General features: G+C 55.9%; 20 protein-coding genes. 14 read left to right on the forward strand and 6 right to left on the reverse strand.

Going from position 1 to position 20,487, the window contains the following annotated elements; translation table 11 throughout:
* Window positions 1–91: 91 nt before the first annotated feature.
* Together AC245Y_RS28120 and AC245Y_RS28125 are read left to right on the forward strand one after the other, a co-directional pair.
* Complete coding sequence (locus AC245Y_RS28120) at window positions 92–451, forward strand: response regulator (protein WP_017996735.1); 360 nt, start codon at window positions 92–94, stop codon at window positions 449–451.
* Window positions 452–455: 4 nt separating this feature from the next.
* Window positions 456–1,091 carry a nucleotidyltransferase family protein gene (locus AC245Y_RS28125; protein WP_017996734.1) on the forward strand — a complete coding sequence of 212 codons (636 nt, stop codon included), beginning with the start codon at window positions 456–458 and terminating at the stop codon, window positions 1,089–1,091.
* Window positions 1,092–1,097: 6 nt separating this feature from the next.
* Here the strand turns inward: AC245Y_RS28125 and AC245Y_RS28130 are convergent, their stop codons facing one another.
* Complete coding sequence (locus AC245Y_RS28130) at window positions 1,098–1,760, reverse strand: response regulator transcription factor (protein ID WP_017996733.1); 663 nt, start codon at window positions 1,758–1,760, stop codon at window positions 1,098–1,100.
* A 212-nt stretch (window positions 1,761–1,972) separates the two neighbouring features.
* On the opposite strand from AC245Y_RS28130, the gene AC245Y_RS28135 reads away from it, so the two are divergent.
* Window positions 1,973–4,519, forward strand: a complete 2,547-nt coding sequence (locus tag AC245Y_RS28135) for an MFS transporter (protein ID WP_017996732.1) — start codon at window positions 1,973–1,975, stop codon at window positions 4,517–4,519.
* A gap of 215 nt (window positions 4,520–4,734) precedes the next feature.
* Complete coding sequence (locus AC245Y_RS28140) at window positions 4,735–5,493, forward strand: SDR family oxidoreductase (protein ID WP_017996731.1); 759 nt, start codon at window positions 4,735–4,737, stop codon at window positions 5,491–5,493.
* Between the two features lie 40 nt (window positions 5,494–5,533).
* Here the strand turns inward: AC245Y_RS28140 and AC245Y_RS28145 are convergent, their stop codons facing one another.
* Window positions 5,534–8,290: an ATP-binding protein gene (locus AC245Y_RS28145; protein ID WP_017996730.1), complete on the reverse strand. Its 2,757-nt coding sequence runs from the start codon at window positions 8,288–8,290 to the stop codon at window positions 5,534–5,536.
* A 182-nt stretch (window positions 8,291–8,472) separates the two neighbouring features.
* Complete coding sequence (locus AC245Y_RS28150) at window positions 8,473–9,162, reverse strand: SDR family oxidoreductase (protein WP_020487120.1); 690 nt, start codon at window positions 9,160–9,162, stop codon at window positions 8,473–8,475.
* A gap of 464 nt (window positions 9,163–9,626) precedes the next feature.
* On the opposite strand from AC245Y_RS28150, the gene AC245Y_RS28155 reads away from it, so the two are divergent.
* The 10 genes from AC245Y_RS28155 (at window position 9,627) to AC245Y_RS28200 (ending at window position 18,513) form a co-directional block, all read left to right on the forward strand.
* Window positions 9,627–10,073 (forward strand): helix-turn-helix domain-containing protein, encoded by a 447-nt coding sequence (locus AC245Y_RS28155; protein ID WP_017996728.1) that lies wholly within the window; start codon window positions 9,627–9,629, stop codon window positions 10,071–10,073.
* A 164-nt stretch (window positions 10,074–10,237) separates the two neighbouring features.
* Window positions 10,238–11,065 carry an alpha/beta fold hydrolase gene (locus AC245Y_RS28160; RefSeq protein WP_026157650.1) on the forward strand — a complete coding sequence of 276 codons (828 nt, stop codon included), beginning with the start codon at window positions 10,238–10,240 and terminating at the stop codon, window positions 11,063–11,065.
* A 27-nt stretch (window positions 11,066–11,092) separates the two neighbouring features.
* Entirely contained in the window at window positions 11,093–12,310 is a 1,218-nt protein-coding gene (locus tag AC245Y_RS28165; RefSeq protein WP_017996726.1) for an MFS transporter, read from the forward strand.
* A gap of 70 nt (window positions 12,311–12,380) precedes the next feature.
* The gene (locus AC245Y_RS28170; protein WP_017996725.1) at window positions 12,381–12,755 is read left to right on the forward strand and encodes a c-type cytochrome; all 375 of its coding nucleotides are present in this window, start codon (window positions 12,381–12,383) and stop codon (window positions 12,753–12,755) included.
* A 21-nt stretch (window positions 12,756–12,776) separates the two neighbouring features.
* Complete coding sequence (locus AC245Y_RS28175) at window positions 12,777–13,226, forward strand: (2Fe-2S)-binding protein (RefSeq protein WP_017996724.1); 450 nt, start codon at window positions 12,777–12,779, stop codon at window positions 13,224–13,226.
* An 11-nt stretch (window positions 13,227–13,237) separates the two neighbouring features.
* The gene (locus tag AC245Y_RS28180) at window positions 13,238–15,391 is read left to right on the forward strand and encodes a xanthine dehydrogenase family protein molybdopterin-binding subunit (protein WP_017996723.1); all 2,154 of its coding nucleotides are present in this window, start codon (window positions 13,238–13,240) and stop codon (window positions 15,389–15,391) included.
* 72 nt (window positions 15,392–15,463) lie between these two features.
* Complete coding sequence (locus AC245Y_RS28185; RefSeq protein ID WP_017996722.1) at window positions 15,464–15,772, forward strand: XdhC family protein; 309 nt, start codon at window positions 15,464–15,466, stop codon at window positions 15,770–15,772.
* Entirely contained in the window at window positions 15,772–16,467 is a 696-nt protein-coding gene (locus AC245Y_RS28190; RefSeq protein WP_017996721.1) for an XdhC family protein, read from the forward strand. Before AC245Y_RS28185 ends, AC245Y_RS28190 begins: the two co-directional genes overlap by 1 nt.
* Entirely contained in the window at window positions 16,467–17,519 is a 1,053-nt protein-coding gene (locus tag AC245Y_RS28195; protein ID WP_017996720.1) for a molybdopterin-binding protein, read from the forward strand. Before AC245Y_RS28190 ends, AC245Y_RS28195 begins: the two co-directional genes overlap by 1 nt.
* Before the next feature lies 1 nt (window position 17,520).
* Window positions 17,521–18,513 carry a LysR family transcriptional regulator gene (locus tag AC245Y_RS28200; protein WP_164070835.1) on the forward strand — a complete coding sequence of 331 codons (993 nt, stop codon included), beginning with the start codon at window positions 17,521–17,523 and terminating at the stop codon, window positions 18,511–18,513.
* A 13-nt stretch (window positions 18,514–18,526) separates the two neighbouring features.
* Here AC245Y_RS28200 and AC245Y_RS28205 read toward each other — a convergent pair whose 3' ends face one another.
* The 3 genes from AC245Y_RS28205 to AC245Y_RS28215 form a co-directional block, all read right to left on the reverse strand.
* Window positions 18,527–19,279 (reverse strand): hypothetical protein, encoded by a 753-nt coding sequence (locus AC245Y_RS28205; protein WP_017996718.1) that lies wholly within the window; start codon window positions 19,277–19,279, stop codon window positions 18,527–18,529.
* Between the two features lie 94 nt (window positions 19,280–19,373).
* Entirely contained in the window at window positions 19,374–19,901 is a 528-nt protein-coding gene (locus AC245Y_RS28210; RefSeq protein ID WP_017996717.1) for an isoprenylcysteine carboxylmethyltransferase family protein, read from the reverse strand.
* Between the two features lie 167 nt (window positions 19,902–20,068).
* Entirely contained in the window at window positions 20,069–20,356 is a 288-nt protein-coding gene (locus AC245Y_RS28215; protein WP_487762870.1) for a cupin domain-containing protein, read from the reverse strand.
* Window positions 20,357–20,487 lie beyond the last annotated feature (131 nt).

The raw sequence follows: 20,487 nt of genomic DNA on the forward strand, positions 1-20,487 counted from the left end.
TGAAATACAAACCATCGTATGATTCCAGAGGGCCTGGAAAAGTCCTACTGTCGTCGGGAGGCTGCACCGGCAGCCATGAAAGGAAAATCCAGTGTCTGCCCTTAAGAAATCCGTCGCGATCGTCGATGACGACGAAGTGCTCCTTGAGGCAACAAGCGGCTTCCTGGAGGCGATGGGTTACGAGCCGTTGCCGTTCCCTTCAGGTGAGTCATTCCTGACCTTCGACCAAAAAGAGGGTCTCACCTTGCTCCTGTCAGACATCAACATGCCCGGCATGAGCGGTTTCGAACTTTTGGACATTGTTCGAAAGAAACACCCCGACATGCGAATAGTGATGATGACGGCCCTGAAGGACGAAAGCATCATTCGGAAAGCTCTTGCCGGTGGGGCGCAAGCGCTACTACAAAAGCCTATCCTCGCAGATGACCTCATGAAGTGTATCGAAGGCTGAAGGTGTGAGCATTGCGCTGACTGCTCCGAAACTGCCTTCGGTCGCGGTTGTCCTGCTCGCCGCTGGAACGGCCAGCAGGATGGGCGAGGGCGGAAAGCACAAGCTCCTGGCGGAGTTTGACAATGTTCCCCTCGTTCGCCGCTCGGCCATTGCGGCGCTCGGGAGCGGGGCCAGCTTGGTTGCTGTGGTGGTGGGTCATCGGCACGACGAAATCTCTGCCGCCTTATCAGGTATCCCAGTTGAGACTGTCTACAATCCACATTACCGTAGCGGTATGGCGACCTCATTGATCGCCGGATTTTCGGCCTCCGAGGTTATGTCGGCTGATGGGGTTCTCATCATGTTAGCGGACATGCCGGGCCTTACAGCCGACCACCTTGCGACGCTGATCCAGGTCTTTGAGAATTCTGGCGGCAAGGCTATTGTCCGCGCCACTTTTCATGGCAAACGCGGAAATCCAATTATTCTCCCGCAGTCGCTGCGTGTCTCTGTGATGGAGTTGAAAGGCGATATCGGCGCCCGTCAGATCATTGAGAGTTCTGGCGTCCCGATCATTGAAGTTGAGATCGGCGCCGCGGCCAGCCTCGACGTGGACACCGTGGAAGATCTTATCAAAGCAGGTGGAAAACTCACTCGCTAGATCTCGCTAAGCGACGCTGGCAGGTTGCAGGCTGTCTACCTTACGAATCAGATCGGCGATTGATGTGGCTTTCATCTTCCGCATGACGTTTCCACGGTGAATCTTGACCGTGATCTCACTAAGTCCCAGCTCGTGAGCGATCTGCTTGTTTAGAAGGCCCGTGGCAACGGCCGCCATCACCTGCTTTTCGCGGGGGGTGAGCGTTGCGGCCAAGGCGGTAACTTCAGAGTTCGCCGAAACCTCTGAGCGTCGGGCCCGATCCTTTTCAATGGCAATCGCCACGGCGTCCAGCATTTCTTGGTCGCGAAAGGGCTTGGTCAGGAAGTCGACTGCACCAGCTTTCATTGCCCTGACGCTCATTGGAACGTCCCCATACCCTGTCATGAATATGATCGGCAACTGATTACCCAATGCATTGAGCTTGGTTTGCAGATCGAGCCCACTTAGGCCCGGCAACCTGACGTCGAGGACGAGGCAGCCTGGACGATCAGGAAGTGCTTCTCCCAGTAGTTCCGCAGTTGATCCAAAGCCAAGGGTCTCAATTCCCACCGACTGCAGGATCTCTCGGAGACCTTCTCGCATACCATCGTCATCATCGACGACAATAACCAACGCGGCCGAACTATCGGCTGGGCTAACCGCCGCGGATTTTAATGGGCGCGTTGTCATCGGTTGAACCCTTCAAGAAGCATTTCGTGTCCAGCTCGACACATAGCTTCTGCGGATCGAACCCGTCAATATGAATTGGCCGCTGACCGTAGCAAGCCAACCCTATCCAATGGTATTGGATTTGAGCGTCGGACATTGACTACAAAAAATCCGGAGCCTACGGGAACCAACGACGCATTTTGCCGACAACTCCAGGAACGGCTTAGAATTTTATGATCGATAGCGCGATTTTGACGCCCGCGAGGAGTTTCCATCCAAGCATTGACCGGCCAATGACGGTCCGGGTCCTGTTATCCAGCCTCATCGGGACTTCTGTCGAATTTTACGACTTCTACATATACGCCACAGCTGCCAGCTTGATTTTCGGTCCGCTGTTTTTCCCAGCTTCCGTCAGCTCTTTGGAGCTAATAGGCGCTTATGCCAGCTTCGGCATCGCCTTTATTGCCCGCCCGCTCGGCGGAGCCGTTTTCGGACATTTCGGTGATCGGGTCGGCCGTAAGACCACCTTGATGGCATCGCTACTCATGATGGGGATCTCCACAGCGGCAATCGGCCTGTTGCCGACTTATGCAGTGGTTGGTTGGCTCGCTCCACTTCTTCTGTGCATGCTTCGGTTCGGACAGGGCCTGGCACTCGGCGGCGAGTGGACAGGCGCTGTTTTGCTGGCGCTGGAGAACGCGCCTCCTGGTTGGAAGGCTCGATTCGCTATGTTTGCGCCGCTCGGTGCACCGATCGGCTTCGTTCTAGCCAATGGATTATTTCTGTGCCTAACCCTCGCTCTATCACCGGAGCAGTTCGTCGACTGGGGGTGGCGAGTACCCTTCCTTGCAAGTGCTCCTTTGGTCGTTATGGGGCTTTGGGTCCGATTCAATCTCGTAGAGACGCCGGAATTCCAGGAGGCAATGGCCGAGGCGCAGCCAGCAAACGTGCCGTTGGTCGAGGTCCTTCGCGACCACATGGGCGCCGTCGTTGCTGGCGTTTTCGGCGTCGTCGCATGCTTTTCGCTATATTACACCGTAACAGCCTTCGCGCTTGGCTACGGAACATCCACGCTCGGCTACTCTCGACCAACCTTCCTGATGGTCGAGCTGGGCGCAATCGGCTTCATGGCCGTCGCGATCGTCCTCGCTTGTTGGCTGTCAGATCGCATGGAGCCTGAGCGCGTTCTCATCTACGGCTGCTTCGGAACGATTGTCTCGGGTATTGCCTTGTCTCCAATGCTGGGCAGCGGATCGCTTTTCGTCATTTTCCTGTTTCTTGCGTTCTCGCTGTTTTCGATGGGCTTCGTGAACGGGCCGTTGGGAGCTTGGCTTCCAGGCCTCTTTCCGGCACGGGTTCGGTACACTGGAACATCGATCGCTTTTAACATTGGTGGCATTATCGGCGGTGCTTTCTCGCCAGTGGCGGCCCAGGCGCTCGCTGATTACAGCGGTCTCGTTGCCGTTGGGTTCTATCTCGCCATCACCGGCGGAATGAGTTGGGTCGCGTTCGATGCCAGCGCAAGGCGCCGTACCCTTGGTGCGCTCGCGCAGAGTGAAAAGCGCTACCGTTCGATCTTTGAACAGTCGCACGTCTCGCTAGGTGAGGTTGAACTCGCCGAACTATATCAACGCATTGAAAAACTGCGGAATGATAGGGTTGATATCTCCGCACTTCTTGTGTCGGATCCTGCCTTCGGCAATGAATGCTCACAGCTGATACGCTTTGTTGACGTTAACGAAGCAACGGTCCCGCTACTCGGCTGCGCGTCCCGTCACGACGTTCTGGGATCAATTGACCGTTTCCTGCCGCCTAGCAATGATCTCGCTGTTTCGATCGTTACAGCGATGTCGAACCAGGTTCATAATCTCGAGATCGAAACCAAGCTTTTGCGCCACGACGGACGTGAAGTTATCGTGGTTTTCTACATCGCTTTCCCAGATGATGCCGCGGCATATGACCGTGTCGCCTGCGCGATGATCGACGTGACCCAACGCGAACAGGCGAAGGAAGCACTGCTCGTTGCCCAAGGAGAACTCGCACGCGCCAGCCGTGTTGCAACTGTCGGCGCAATTTCGGCATCGATTGCTCATGAGGTCAATCAGCCGATCGGTGCGGTTGTCATGTTTGCCCAAGCCTGCGTTCGGTGGCTTCAAACGAGCCCGCCCGATCTTGCGGCGGCGACCAAGGCCGCGGAAAGAGCTGTTGAACACAGCGTCAGGGCTAGCCAGATTATCCAGAGAACCCGCGAGAGGCTGAAGGGTGGTGGTAAGCGGCCTGAGATCCTTGATCTGGGCGAACTCGTCCTGGATGTCGTGGGCTTACTCGAGAGGGAAACGACCAGCAGCGCGACGACGGTTCGGATTGATTTTGCGAGGAGCGGCAGCGTGGTCGCCGATAAGGTCGAGCTACAGCAGGTCATCGCAAATCTGATCACGAACGGCCTTCATGCAATGAAGGATGTGCCTGACGCATCGCGCGAGATCACCCTGCAAATCCATGGCGATGACTCAGAGTTTTTAAAGGTATCGGTGAGGGATCACGGCACAGGCATAGATGAAGCAAATATCATGAAGTTGTTCACTCCGTTCTTCACAACGAAGGGTGATGGAATGGGGATGGGCCTCGCGATCTGCAAGACGATCGTTGAGGCTCATGGTGGGTCGTTGTCTGCTAGGAACCACGGCGAAGGTGGCGCGATATTCGAAATCGTCCTTCCAATCGCAACCTCAGGCGACCCTGCCGCGGCTTCCGAAATTGTGCACGTTCCAGCTCAGTAGGGCGTTAAGGACCCTAATATCTCTTAGCAAGCCTTAACTCGCAATTTCGCGCCCGTTGCTCGATCTTGATGTTGTCGAGCCAACACGGATTGCAGCGACGGCGCACGGGCCAGCAGACCTAAGCGCCTTTTCTCCGCCAGATTGGTCGATCCCAACGCTGCGCCGGTCCTGAATAGGGCCGGGCAGCATCGCTCAATTTTTCAGGGAGAATAGCAATGAACCTTAAGGGAAACACGATTTTCATCACTGGTGGCGGTTCCGGCATCGGTCGCGGCCTCGCTGAAGCGTTCCACAACCTCGGGAACCAGGTGATCATTTCAGGACGCCGAAAGTCGTATCTCGATGACGTCATCACCGCCAATCCTGGGATGGCGGCTTACGAGCTGGACATAACCGATGTCGAAAGCATCAACTCGGTGACACAGCGCATTGTTGCGGACTACCCAGACCTCAACGTCCTGGTCAACAATGCTGGCATCATGCCGTTTGATGACGCCGCGCATCCCATCGAGGAGACAGTTCTCCAAAGCATCGTAAACACCAACCTTCTCGGTCCCATCCGGATGACGTCTGCACTCGTCGAGCATCTCAAGACGAAGGCAGACGCCGTGATCATCAACAACACGTCGGTGCTCGCCTACGTGCCGATCGCCTACAATGCCGTTTACTCCTCCACGAAGGCAGCATTGCACTCCTATTCGCTGTCGCTGCGTTTCGCACTTCGCGAGACCTCTGTATCGGTGCAGGAGATCGCTCCGCCGTGGGTTGACACCGATTTGATCAAGAAGAGCGGTGATCCTCGGGCGATGCCGCTGGAAGCTTTCATCAACGAGACGATGGCGAAGCTTGCGAGTGAGTCGCCCGAAATTGTCGTCGACATGGTCAAACCGCTGCGCGACAACCCCGGTTCCGGCGAACATGTTTTCTTCACGCAGTTCAACCAAAGCCTGATCGACAATCCGATTCCCCGCTGAGCCTGATCGTCGTGTTTCTGGCGGGCGGTCGACCCGTCCGTCAGAGATCACCGAGGTCGAGAATCTCCCGTGCCTTCGCAATATCGGCGGTCAAATAGGCTCCATCGACTTTATCGAGAGCGCTCTTGACCATTTTACGCGCTTTGATCTCCTGATTAGGCCCCGCCAGTTCATAGGCTGTGTTAGCCGCCCTAAGTTCCCAGAAGGGGGCTTCCATCCGACGCGCGTCATCCAGGGCAGCTTCGATCAGCGACTGGGCTTGAATTGGGTCGGACTCGTTTAATACCTTGGCCTTTATCCGGAGTAGTTCTGGACGGCACCAGCCGCCTTCTCCTTTTATGCCTCGATCCAAGGCCTCTAACGGCGCCCGAACGCCCGCCAAGACGAGCAGGTATTCCAACCTCATTCCGACTGCCGAACGGAAAATTTCTTCTGTCTCTGGCTGTTGAATGCCATCAGAGATAAAGGACCGATAGGCAGCCACCCATAGCGACCATCTGTGGAGGTCATGCTTTTTGGTGAGTGTCTCGGCTATATCTAGATACTCACCCGCTCGCTTTTGATCGCCAGACAAGAACGCGATCGGCGATGCCGTCAAAAACAAAAGTAAACACGTTGATATCGAATAATCGAGAGCACGGGCCTCTTCCAAGGCGGAGTCGAGTTCCCCGAATGCTTCAGAGGTTTCACCCTGCAAGAATTTCACGAAAATGAGCACCGCTCGTGAAATGATGCGCTGATCGAAACCGACACCATCGTTTAGGGTCCGTCGCAGAGACCCCTCAGCATCCCGAAGAGATCCGTTCACATGTTCAGAGGCTAGCTTGAGGTTGCCATGGAAGAAGTATCCGTGCTCAAGCATCCGGCTGAAAGATCCCAACGACATCTGGGGAAAACGAATTCCGAGTTTGAGCGCCATATCAATAGCTTCAGCGTATCGCGCGTTTGAAACCCAAATGGAGGCTCGGCCCGCCGTAGCTCTTATGAATGTGGGCATGTCGCCCAGCGATTCCGCAATCTCGGCACTGCGATCGAATTCCTCCAAGGCTTCAGGGTCGGCAGGGTAGCCTCGGACGTGGAATAACGCTCCACCCCTCGATATCCGAAGCTCCATTTCGACGCGCGTCCCTACGTGTTGTGAACCCGGAAGTCTGGCTAAGGCTTGCTCGACCACCTTCGTCTGTTCGTTCATGAGGCCGAGTTGCGCCCACAGAACCGTTGACTTCGCCGAGAGACGGATCGCGAAATCGGCGTCGCGTTCGTTGTCGAAGCTCCACTGTATCGCAGCTCGGACGTCATTAATCAGAGATGAGTAGCGTCGCATCCACTGCGGAGTGGCCAGAACCTTCCAATCGGCTTCCGCGCTTTGCAGCTCCTTTTCACAATAGACAGCGTGCGCGGATCTGATCGCATCCGACTGACCGCTCTTCTCCAGCTTCTCAAGACCATAGCGCCTAGTCGTTTCGAGAAGTCGATAGCTTCCGTCTCCGGCGCTCACGGATAGAAATGACTTCAGGAACAGACCGTCAAAAGCTTCGTAGAAGTCGTCCTCGGAGAGACGGCCTCCGCTAACAGAGAGAGCTGCATCCGACGAGAATGAACCGGCAAACACGGCAACGTATTCGAAAAGCGTTTTCTCTGTGGGCGTCAGGCTATCGAAGCTCCAGTCCAGCGTGGCTCGCAGGGTCTGTTGGCGGGGTGGGGCGGTACGGCGCCCCCGTCGCAACACGGTCAGCGGGTCATCCAGGGAATTGGCAAGATTGACAAGGCCAAGGTGGGCGACGCGGGAGGCTGCAAATTCGATCGCCAACGGAATTCCATCAAGCCGCCTCACGATTGACGCAGCGGTCTCAAAATCCTCAGGCCGATCAAAACTTTCGACGTCAGATGAAAGCATCATCCTGTCGATAAGGAGTTCCATGGCTGAAAAGGAGGACCAATCAGCGTTGGTGACGTCCTCCGGCGGAATGACCAGCGAGGGCAGTTGCCGGATCCTTTCGCCTGAAACGCGCAGAGGTTCACGGCTGGTAGCCAAGATCGAAACGTTAGGCGTAGCAGTCAGAATGTCTTCGGTCGAAGACGCGGCCTCCAGAATCAGGTGCTCGCAATTGTCGAAAACAAGCAGAACATTGCTATCTTCCAATGCCCGCAAGACGCCGGGCTCGGCATCGTCCGAAAACACTGTGACTCCAAGCAGCGAAGCAAGTGTCGGCATGATGAGCCGCCCGTCGGTGAGTGCAGCAAGATCTACAAACAGGACAGGCCGTGACTCGCTCAGGATCTCGCCAACAGCAAGAGCCACGGACGTTTTTCCAATTCCTCCGGCACCAGCGATCGTGACGAGGCGGTTCGAGGCCACAAGTCGTGCGGTCTCCTCAACAAAAGTCTCCCGGCCTATCAATCGTCCTGCAAGACGGGGCAAACTGCTTGAGATGTTCGCCTTTGGAACCGCAACCGGCTGCACGTCACTGCTGCTCTCACCATCTTCAACAGATTGGACCGGCATGACAAAGGCGTAGCCACGTCCAGGGATATTTTCGATATATCGCCCGGCCTCTCTATCCCCCAACAACTTTCGAAGCGTCACCATATGGACGCGCAGAGCGCCTTCGTCGACGGTCGTAGTCGTCCAAACGGCTTTAATCAGTTCATCTTTACTGATGATCTGCCCAGCTCGTGCAACTAAAACGGCCAAAATGTCGAAAGCACGGCCGCCAAGGTGAAGGATTTTCCCCGACTCGGAGAGGCTGCGATGAGCGATATCGAGTTCGAAACGACCAAATCTCAGTACAGTCATTAGTCGCGAGACCTGATCGGCCGAGAGACTACAAAAATGCGGTCGTTTTCACCTGCTGCTGAAGCTGAAAGGTCCAACGCTTGTACGGATGCCACTCTCATGCTCAGCCCATTCTTGATATCTGAATGGTCTATAAACCAACTGGTTCATGGGTTCAATGAACCTCTGCGTGAACAAGCGGGCTATGCGTTATACCCGCCGTCGACGTTCAACACGCTGCCTGTGATGAAAGAGGCGCTCGGCCCAGCAAGAAATGTGATTGCACTTGCAACTTCCGACGGCCTTCCAAGCCTCTTGAGGGCAGTTGACGCGCGTTCGGATTCGATGATGTCCGGTGAAACTGCAACTGCGTCGAATGCGATGGCGCCCATCTGGACGACGTTGATTGATATTCCGCGCGGCCCCAGATCATGCGCCGCGCCCTTGCAGAAGGCGGCCAACGCGGCGCGGGTTGCCGCAAAATCGGCGAGGCCAGGGGTTCCGACGCGATCAGCCAGGCTCGACCCAAGTGCAATAACGCGTCCGCCGTCCGTCATCACTCTGATCACGGCTCTTATGAGAGCAATATTGGATTTCACGTTCATGGAATATTGGAACTCAACTTGGTCCTCATCGAGGTCATCGTCGTCAACTTGCCATTGAACACGATACTCAGAGTTAGCAACCAAGACGTCAATCCTGCCGAATTCCGCCATCACCTGTCGAACCAGCTGGGTATGCTGTGTTGAGCTCGAATCCGTCGGCGCTCTAAACACGACGACTTTACAGCCGATGCCACGGAGTTCGTCTAGCAAAGCAGGCTCAACTTCCGTGTCGAGAAGCGTCAATGCCAGATTGGCGCCGCATCGAGCCAACGCGATGGCTGTGGCCATGCCGACCCCTTCATCCGCTCGGGTCAAAAGCGCTACTTGTCCAGCTAGGGGCCGGAGACTATCAGTCCGTCCATCCAAAGTGACGTCATTCTGTTGCATTTGGTGCTTGGAGCTCCCTATCCGCCTCGCTTCACATATAGGCTCGCCCTAGAACCGTTTATTGTATCATCGGGCGCCCACGCGAACCTTCAAATAGCAGGCAACCGTGGTGGCGAAATCGGTATTGTTAACGGAACGCGCTCCGGGTCGTTGACGCCCTAACATCTCTTAACATCGCTTAGCTCGTGTTACGGGGCAGCCTGCAGCTACCTTTCAGCCATCGAAGCAGAAAGGACACTGCCATGACACGAACGGTTTCATTCATACCATTCCTCGTAGGCCCGGGCGGTGAACGCGTCTGGGGTCTAGGACCTCAAGACACTGCAATCGAACTACGTCCGGAAAGTCGTGTTCGGCTCGCGGACATGGCCCACGGCTCCCTCCGAAATTCCCACAAGACCGTTGCGGGCCTTTCCGATTGGCAAAAGAACAAGGTTGTCCGCTATATCGATGAAAACATTGATGGCTGCATCCGTGTCCAGGAACTGGGCGACCAAGTCCGCTTGAGCGCGAGCCGGTTCTCGAAGGGTTTCAAGGTCTCCTTCGGCCGCTCGCCCTATGACTACGTTTTGAGCCGCCGCGTTGATGCCGCGAAATATCTCATTTCTTCGACCGATGAGCCGCTGAGCCAAATCGCACAGGCGTGTGGTCTGAGTGACCAAGCGCATCTCTCGAAGGTGTTCAAGCGTCTGGTTGGTGTCACCCCGCTCAAGTGGCGGCGCCTGAGCGCTGGCAAGTGCACCACTCAACACACTCCGGCTTCGTGGCGTCGCCTTGGCTCGGCAGACGTACACGCATCCGCAAACGCCTGATTAGAGGCGCTAATCTCCTGACGAGAGGAACGAAAATGTCCAATGAATTTCTCATCAGCCGCCGCGATACGCTGCTGGCCGGTGCCGCCGTAACCGCAGCATTTGCAGTCGGCTTGCCGCGAGAGACTCAAGCTGCAGCCAAAACAAAACAAGGAAACCATCACATGAACTTTGTCACGACCAAAGACGGTACCAAAATCGCTTACAAGGACTGGGGCAAGGGGCAGCCGATCCTTTTCTCGCACGGCTGGCCACTTTCGAGTGACGCCTGGGACGCACAGATGCTGTATTTCGGCATGAATGGCTTCCGGGTCATTGCTCACGACCGTCGTGGCCATGGAAAGTCTGATCAGCCCTGGACCGGTAACAATATGGATCAGTATGCAGACGACCTCGCTGAGGTCATCGAGCATCTCGATCTGAAGGACTTGGTCATGATCGGCCACTCCACCGGTGGCGGCGAAGTCGCGCATTACATTGGCCGTCACGGCACTAAGCGGGTTTCTAAAGTGGTGCTGGTCGGCGCAGTTCCGCCGCTGATGCTCAAGACCGATGCCAATCCTGAAGGCACTCCCATTGAAGCCTTCGACGGCATCCGAAAGGGCACTGCGACCGATCGCTCGCAGTTCTACAAGGATCTGACGATGCCTTTCTATGGCTTCAATCGCGAGGGCGCCAAGGTCAACGAAGGCCTCCGTGAAACGTTCTGGCTGATGGGAATGGAAGGCGGTATCAAGGGCGAATACGATTGCATTCGCGAATTTTCGGAAGTCGACTACACCGACGACCTCAAGAAGATCGACAAGCCGACCCTCATCATTCATGGGGATGACGATCAGATCGTGCCGATCGCAGCAGCTGGCCTCAAGAGCGCAAAGATCGTCAAGAATGCAACGCTCAAGGTCTATCCGGGTGCGCCTCACGGTCTAGCTCAGACCCAGGCTGAGAAGTTCAATGCAGACGTGATGGCCTTCATCAAGGCAGCGTCATAACTGCAGGCTGGCGCAGAGGCGATCCAAATGACTTCTATTTCCAGCGAACGCGCGGCAGGTCAGTCGCTCGCGCCAGCCTACATCATGGCATTAGGTACTTTTGCTATTGGCACGGAGGGGTTCATGATTGTTCCCCTTCTGCCAAAAATGGGCGAGGATCTTTCACTTCCAGTCTCGGCACTAGGTAGCCTGGTCACCGTCTTCACCCTTACCTTGGCGATCACATCGCCGCTCCTAACCATCCTGTTCGGAAGGGTCGACCGCAAACGTCTGCTCGTCCTGACCATGGCGGCTTTCGCGTTGGCTAATTTAGTGGCCTGGGCATCCCAAGGATACTGGGGAATTTTTTCTGCCCGTGTCCTGCTTGCCATGGCGGCGGGACTTTACACCCCGAACGCCAACGCCTTGATGGGCGCCTTAGTTGTGCCAGAGAAACGCGGACGGGCCCTTGCCATCTTGAATGGTGGTTTGACGATAGCAATCGCAATCGGGCTGCCTATTGGCTCACTCGTTGGAAACGCCCTTGGGTGGCGGGTGACTTTCCTTGGCGTCGCAGCCCTGTCGATCATCGCAGTGGTTGCGCTGGTTGCAAGGCTGCCTCGTACCGATGCCACCGAAATGCACGTTGCGTCGGTCTCCGACCGCCTCGCGATCGTTAAACGCCCCCTAGTCTTCCGGGAACTGGCTGTGATCTTCTTCTGGGCGCTCGGTACCTATTCGGTCTGGACCTACATCGCTCCATATCTGAACCAGGTCGATGGCCTCGGGCCAAATGGAATTAGCGCGGTTGTCTCGGTTTGGGGGATCGGCGCTGCAATCGGCATCGTACTTGGTGGCACCCTGAATGATCGCATGGGAGCAAGACCGGTCGTCGCCGCAAGCCTGACCCTCGCGGTGTTAGTTTTCCTCTCGCTTATATTCTTTGCAAGAGTTCTGACGCCCGATCAGGCCATTGCTCCGACGGTCATTGCGGTTGCTTTTTGGGGTATCGCGATCTGGGCGTTCTATCCAGCACAGATTGCCACATTGATTCAGGTCGGCCAGCCCGCGGTCCCAATCGCAGTCTCACTCAGCACGTCGTTCATGTACCTGGGCTTTGCCGTGGGCAGCGCCATCGGATCCGTCGTGCTTTCGAGAGGCGGTGTTGGTGACCTGGGCATCACCGGCGTGATTGGGGAAGGTATCGCTCTTCTCATCGCTACCTACGCGAGTTCGAGGATTGGGCAGCCTCGAAGTGCAACTTAACATTCGAATTCAACAAGGGTGGCAAGATTGCTGCCCCTTTCGCCATTCCGATTTTCCGAAGGAGGGAACCATGGAAAAAATGAGGGCCGTTATGATTGCCGTGGGGGTGATCGTGCTTGGGGCCTCGTCGGTACAAGCCGATGGAGATCCAGACAAGGGCAAAAAGGTCTTTGCCCGCTGCAGTGCCTGTCACGCGACGACCGAGCAAAACAAGGTCGGCCCGGGTCTTTTGAATGTTGTCGGTCGACCCGCTGGAAGCATTGCTGGGTACAACTATTCCGCTGCGTTGAAAGGGTCTGGTCTCACTTGGGATGAGCCTACTCTCGACGCCTTCCTTAAAGCGCCAGCCGCCTTGGTCAAGGGGACCCGCATGAGCGCGTCAATCCCGAAAGACCAGGATCGAGCAGATGTCATCAGCTATCTGAAAACACTGACAGCGCAATAGTGAGCCAGGAAGGTTAGACCAATGAAGACGATCACCATCAACGGCAAAACACATGAAGTCGATGTCCCGGACGACATGCCACTGCTCTGGGTTTTGAGAGACGTGCTCGGCATGACCGGAACCAAATACGGCTGCGGCATCGCCCAATGCGGAGCCTGTACCGTCCTGATAGACAACATGGCAGTTCGATCCTGTCAGACGACCATGGATATGATCGATGCTCAACAGATCACCACGATCGAGGGCGTCGGTGAGACCGAAAACGGGCGCAAAATCCAGACAGCGTGGCTCGAAAAGGAGGTCGTCCAGTGCGGGTACTGTCAATCCGGCCAGATCATGTCGGCAACCGCGCTTCTTAATACCAATGCAAAGCCGACAGACTCCGACATCGATGAGGCAATGGCAGGCAATATTTGCCGTTGCGGCACTTATGTCCGGATCCGCGATGCGATCCACACGGCAGCGGCATAGAGGGGACGGACATGATCAACAATCTTCATTCCCGTCGCGGCTTCCTCAAAGGTACCGTTCTGGCGACCGGAGGTCTTGTGCTGGCGGTTCAACTGCCACGGATGGGGCGAGCAACCGGCGCAGCGAGTTCCTCTGAAGAGGCCGCCTTCACGCCCAACGCCTTCGTGAAAATTGATGAAAGTGGCATCACCCTGATCATGCCACACACGGAGGTAGGGCAGGGTATCTATACATCCAGCGCGATGTTGATGGCTGAGGAGCTCGAGCTACGCCTTGACCAGTTGAAAGTGGAAGCCGCTCCGCCGGACCTTTCGAAATATATGGATCCTATCCTGTACGATCAGGCGACGGGTGGATCGACATCCACTCGTTCCGACTGGATGCGGCTACGGCAGGCAGCCGCTACGGCGCGTATCATGCTTGTTGGAGCGGCGGCCGCCAGATGGCGGGTCGATCCGGCCCAATGTCGGGTCCACGAGGGGACGATCTATCACGACGCTTCAAATCAATCGTCGACCTACTATGATATTGCCGCCGAGGCGGCAAAGCTGCCCGTTCCCGCCGACGTTCCATTGAAGGACCCATCTCAGTTCAAAGTCATCGGAACGCGAGCGAAGAGGCTTGACACTCCCGGCAAAGTCAACGGTTCGGTCGTCTACGGTATGGATATCAGGGTCCCCGGCATGAAATATGCGACGCTGGCGATATCTCCGGTGACCGGCGGCCGTTTCACAAAAATGGACGAAGCTGCGGCTCGTGCCGTGAAGGGCGTCCTCGATATCGTTACAGCCGATAATGAGGCCGTTGCGGTGATCGGCGAACACATGTGGGCGGCGAAGCAAGGCCTGGACGCCCTCAATATCGAATGGGACCCGGGTGAAACCGGCGCCGTCACGCTGGACACTATTGTCGCCAAGATGGACCAGGTATCGCAACAGCCCGGGGTCGTCATCCGCGACGAAAATAAAGCGGTAGACGTAATAGCAAACGCCGCAACAAAGCTTTCGGCAGTTTATCGGTCACCTTTCCTGTCCCATTCACCGATGGAGCCCCTAAATTGCACCCTGCATATTCAGGACGATCGGGCAGAGGTCTGGGTAGGCACACAGGTGCCTGTCCGCACACAAAAGGCGGTCGCCGACATCACAGGGCTGCCGGTCGAAAAAGTCACCGTGAACAATCAGCTGATGGGTGGAGCGTTTGGACGCCGGTTGGACGTCGACACGATTGAGCTGGCGGCCAAGCTCCTGAAGGACATCCGCTACCCGGTCAAACTGGTCTGGACGCGCGAACAGGACATGACCCACGACTATTACCGGCCATATTACTACGACCGGGTGGCGGCAGGCCTCGACAAGGACGGCCGCTTGATTGGCCGCACGCATCGGGTGACCGGGTCCTCCATTTTCGCACGGTGGGCGCCAGCAGCGTTCAAAAATGGCGTCGATCCTGATGCCGTCGATTGCGCGTCGGAGACCCCCTACGATGAAGAGGCCGTTTTTGCGGATTATGTTCGCGACGAGCCTGCGGGTGTTAATACCAGCTGGTGGAGAGGTGTCGGGGCATCGCACAATCTCTTTGTAGTCGAGAGCTTTGTGGATGAGATGGCGACCGCGACAAAGCAGGACCCGCTTGAGTTTCGCCGGAAGATGCTCACGAAGAATCCGCGAGCACTTGCGGTACTGAACCTTGCCGCGGAGAAAGCAGGCTGGGTTCAAGCATTGCCGCCGGGAAGGGGCAAGGGCATCAGCCTTCAAGTGGCTTTTGGAAGCTATCTCGCCCACATCCTGGAAATTGAGATCACCGATGAAAAGGAGGTGCGCCTCCTTCGCTCGGTCATCGCGGTCGATTGCGGCGTTGTGATCAATCCAGACACCGTTGTCGCCCAGATGGAGGGTGGAGTGATCTTTGGACTGAGCAGCGCGATGTTCAACCAGGTCACCTTCACTGATGGAGCCGTCGATCAGACAAACTTCGACACCTATCGGGTACTTCGTATCAACGAGGCACCCAAGGTCGAGGTCTATCAGATCAAGAGTGGCGAAGCGCCCGGAGGTGTCGGCGAGGCAGGAACGGCCGCTGCAGCTGGGGCACTTGCCAACGCGATCTTTGCCGCAACTGGAAAGCGGATTCGCTCCTTACCGCTCGCCGAGGCACTTGGCTAATGTCGCAAGACTGTAGGCCGCGCGTTCGAGCGCGGCCCGCAACACCCTCTACGAACTTTCTGGAGATTGGAAATGGATCCGTTGCGTTTGGCGGAGGAGTGGTTTCTTTCTGGCCGACAGGTTGCTGTCGCGACAGTTTTGAAGACATGGGGATCTGCACCGAGACCAGTCGGCAGCTGTTTGGTTATCGATCAGGACGGCAACTTTGAGGGGTCAGTCTCGGGCGGCTGCGTTGAGGGCGAGGTCATCTCGCAAGCGATGTCGGTGATTGAGACCGGCCGTCCCACTCTTCTTGATTTCGGCGTGGCAGACGAAACTGCGTGGCGGGTCGGCCTTTCATGCGGGGGCAGAATCGAAGTCTTTTTGGAGAGGGTCGACTGATGCAATTCTCCGAACTTACAAAGGCAAACAAGCTCAGGGCCGGTCGTACGCCGATTGTGGAGATTGTAGACCTAAGATCGGGCAACCAAACTCTTCATCTGGATCGAATTCCAGATAACGATCCCCTTCGCTTCGAGATCGAGATCGCCTTGAATGACGGGGTCTCTCGGCGCGTCTCGGTGGGAACGGAGAACTACTTTCTCAGAGTTCACGTCCCCAAAAAGCGCATCGTCGTCGTCGGGGCCGTCCACATAACCCAGCACCTCGCTCCGATGGCATCTGCGACAGGGTTGGAAGTTCTAATCATCGACCCTCGTGAAGCGTTTGCTTCCGCTGCAAGATTTCCCGATGCGGCGATATATTCGGCTTGGCCGGAGGAGGCGTTCGCTGCCATTCAACTCGATAAATCGACTGCAGTCATTACGGTCACCCACGATCCGAAAATCGATGACCCGGCGATTATTGCCGCGCTCGCGCACGGTTGCTTCTATATCGGCGCCCTCGGAAGCAGAAAGACGCACGCTGCTCGTCTTGATCGATTGCAAAGTTACGGGTTCTCTCACGAGCAACTTCTGTCTATCCGAGCGCCCATCGGCTTGGACATCGGTGCTCGCACGCCAGCGGAGATCGCTGTCTCGATCCTCGCCGAAGTCATCGCTTTTCAGGCGGGCAGGGTAGGTAGGGAGCTGATCTGATGTTCGGTATCATCGAAACCAGAACAGCTCTCGGAGCTATCTTGGCACACAAGGTCAGTGCGGAAGGCAGGACTTTTCAAAAAGGACACAAGCTTACCCGGGAAAATCTGAGTTTCCTGGGCTCTTTGGGAATCTCACAGGTCACGGCACACCGTATCGAACCCGACGAGGTTGACGAGGAGAATGCAGCAGATCTCGTTAGTAGGGCGATTGGTGCAGAACACATGTGGATTGCCCCGGCCGTGGGTGGTCGGATGAACTTTTACAGCCAGGCGGATGGACTATTCATCGCCGACAAAAAAATAGTCGACATTTTCAACAGCATTGACCACGCCATCACGTTCGCTTCCTTGGCAGATCGCATGTCCGTAAAGGCGGGAGAAATGATCGCCACCGTGAAAATCATCCCGCTCGCGGTGTCAAGGTCGGCGGTCGAAGCTGCAGCGTCGGTCGCAAAGATAGGGTGCATGATCAAGGTCATGCCGTTCCGTCGCCACACGGTCAGTTTGATCGCCACTCAGTTGCCTAGCCTATCCGAAAAAACGATGAGCAAGACAGCTCGCATCCTTAGTGGTCGGCTCATGGAGAGGAACAGCCTCCTTCTGTCCGAAACACGGGTGGCTCATTCCGCGGACGCAGTTGCTGCGGCGTTGAAAGTAGAGATCGAGACGCGCCCGCGCGGTGACCACATGATTGTCATCTTTGGGGCTTCCGCCGTTGTCGACAATAACGACGTAATTCCGGAAGCCATACGTTTGGCAGGTGGTGCGGTCGAACGCGTTGGCATGCCTGTAGACCCAGGTAATCTCCTGGTTCTCGGCCGGGTCGGCGATATTCCTGTGATCGGTGCGCCTGGTTGCGCTCGCAGTTCGTCGGAAAACGGACTGGATTGGGTCCTGGACAGGTTGATCGCGGGCGATCATCTCGATGGCTTGGAAATCAGTCGAATGGGGGTGGGAGGTTTGCTCAAGGAAATTTCGGCACGCCCGCAACTACGTGAAGAGCCAGTTCGAGGCGCTCATTTTCTGGATGGAGAGGCGGCAAGCGCGTAAATTGCGCGACACGACGGGATTCGCCAATTCGCTCGCGGGCGAGGAGAGTACGAGACCGAATGGTTTTCTTTCAGACGCATCCGCTATGAAGTCACTCGATCCTCTCGCCGGTGTTTCGGTATTTCTGAAGGTTGCCGAAACACTCAATTTCTCGCGGGCAGCCGAACAGCTTGGCATGTCAAAGGCGACGGTCAGTGTGCAGCTGCAAGAGCTGGAGAAGCGATTGGGTGTGCGCCTCTTCCAGAGGAACACCAGGAGCGTGGCTCTCACTCAAGCGGGTGACACCTATCGGCAGTCCCTTGGTGACCTGCTTGGACAGGTAAACGAGGCTGAAATCAATGCAAAGGCTCTGCAAGACGGGACGTCAGGGCAAATCCGGCTCTCTGTCTCACCTGATCTCGGGCAGAGGTATCTATCGGGCGCCGTTGCCGATTTTTCTCAGCTTTATCCTGAGATCGACATTTTTATGGACTTCTCGCTCGAGCCTGTCGATCTGGTTGAACGTGGAATGGACTTGGCCGTTCGGAGTACAATCGCCAATGAGCAGAGCTTGATCGTACGTCGGCTCGCGACGACGAGCTTGGTGGTCTGCGCTTCTCCGACCTATCTCAATGACCGACCTGACATTGTCGTGCCGACCGATCTTCTAGACCATCGGCTTCTCCATTTTTCCCCTTTGCGTTGGGGCAGGGAATGGCACTTTCAAAAATCTGAACAGCACGAGAAAGTTTCGATCCTGCCTCGGATCGAAGCGAACGATAGCACTGGACTGAAAGAAGCAGCGATACGGGGCGCAGGTATAACCCTACTGCCTCGATACTTGGTAACCGACGAGCTTCGTAACGGCCAACTGGTCCAGATCTTGGAGGACTGGGTGACCGCCAAACTAGAGATCAACGCTGTTTTTCCCGCCAATCGGCACATTAGTGCAAAAGTGAAAGCGCTTGTTGCGCACCTTTCAAAGGCTCTTCGTCATGCATTCGAGCCTCTATGACGATCATGCAGGACTATTTCATCAGGCCGATAGTCGTCAAAAGTGCCTTGGCCACCAAGTCCAACATCAGGCGAGCTTCGTTAACAGCGCCCTCTTCGTGTATTTTTTCTACCGCCTCCACAGACATGGGCGGCTCCTTGCCTAGCTGAGAAGAAACGCGTTGCAAAACGGGGATCGTCTTTTCAAATGTTTCCTGCAGGATCCCGTCAATGACGTCCCTCGGCAAGGGGGACGTCTGCCCGCTCAGGGAAATGATTCGCGATTCCCGTGAAGGACGTTCGTGGGCGTGAACAACGCGATGGCGCTCACGAAGCCTACGCTCGAAGGTCTTTTTAAAGGCCTTTTCAAAGGTCTTTGTCTGATCCGCAATTGTGATGCCGCAGTCTCGCCCGACATGGCTTAGAAATTTTAGGAACTCGCAAGTCCGATCTTGGACGATGTAAAGCTCACCCGACCGAAGGCTCTGGCTGTGGATCTGCCAGGCCATCGAAAGCTCCTGCGGACCGGAATTAAGGATTTTCCGATATTTAACAACGTACTGATACGCCAGAATTCGGTCGAGAATCTGGGAGAGTTCATCAAGAAGGACGACCCAGTATCTCTCGAGGCTATCAAAGTTGAGAGCGTTATTGGGCGAGACCCGCTTTAGCAGAAATTTCTTCGTCTCGTCGGACGGCATGAGCCCAGAAGCTGAGGCTCGTTCACAGGCCGTCTGTATAACGTCCGTCATCAGTTGCGCGAGCTTCGCCGTGCTCTCGGACGTCAAAGGTGGCAGATCTCCGCTGCCGCCCGCGTCATTCGTATTACCGCCTATCGGGTCTCCACTCTCTGTCATTGTGCCCTGTTTGCTTATAGCGGCCCTAACGGTAGGACGAGAATCGCTGCGCCATTACGGCTTCTTCCTGCCGGATGCGGATCGTAAGTGGTATTAGATAAAGTGGAAGACCGATAGTGAGCGTCCAGAAGGCGTTGAGCGCAAGCCCGAACCCGACTAGCTCTGGGAGGATGTTCAAGAAGTAGTTCGGATGCCGAACGAACGAAAACAGGCCGCTCTTCACCAAACGATGTGTCCCGCTGAGGATAATCTTGATCGTCCAAAGATCGCCGAGTGACCGTATGACAGACACCAACACCAACGCCGCTGCGATGTAGATGGTTACCCCAACAATCGACAATGTCGAGTTTATGTTGCCCGACCGCAGCGATGCCTCGAAGATCGCAGAGAGGTAATACAGCACATGGGAGACAGCCAGCATGATGCTGTTCAACGCGCCGTATTCAATCGCTCCGTGAGCTTTTAAGGCTCGTTCGTGACGGGCAGAGATGAAGACTGTCGCGATCCGCCAGCAGAAGGCGAGAACGATGAATGCTACGAGTGGAAGAGACATTTAGGTCCTTTGGCGCGGCAAGTTCGATTAAAGAAAACGCAGGCCAAAGCGCTCTGCAATTGTTTCGGGCGCTTCACCGGAATCTGAAGCGATTTCGACGAAGAATTGCTCGAATCCTCCAGGTGTCAATATGACCATAACCCTAGCCTCGTCATTGCCGACATTCTCTATCCGATGGGGAATTCCGCGGGGAGAAATACGATCCCATCCGTTGCAAGCCTCTGATGGTTGTCACCGCACCAGAAGCCGACGGTGCCGCTCAAAACACGAAAGGTCTCGTCTTCCCGTTCATGAAGGTGGAGAGGCGTACCGTCGCCGGGACGGAGTATGACTTCCATAATCGACATCGCGGCTCCGCTAGCTTCGCCTGGTATCCTTATAATGTTTGTGCCAAAGGCTTCGACCAGCACACCGTCGAGCGGATTTGAAAAGATAGCGGCGCTTTTTTCAGACATCGATTACTCCATGACTTTTTCCGGACCATAGAAGGTCGGCTCGATGTCGATAAGGACGCTTTTCTAAACAGTATGTTTACGAGAAGCTCGGCCTTCGGCCTTGAATTTGTTGAGAAATATGTTCTTCTCTC

The organism is Rhizobium sp. SRDI943 (assembly GCF_057653695.1).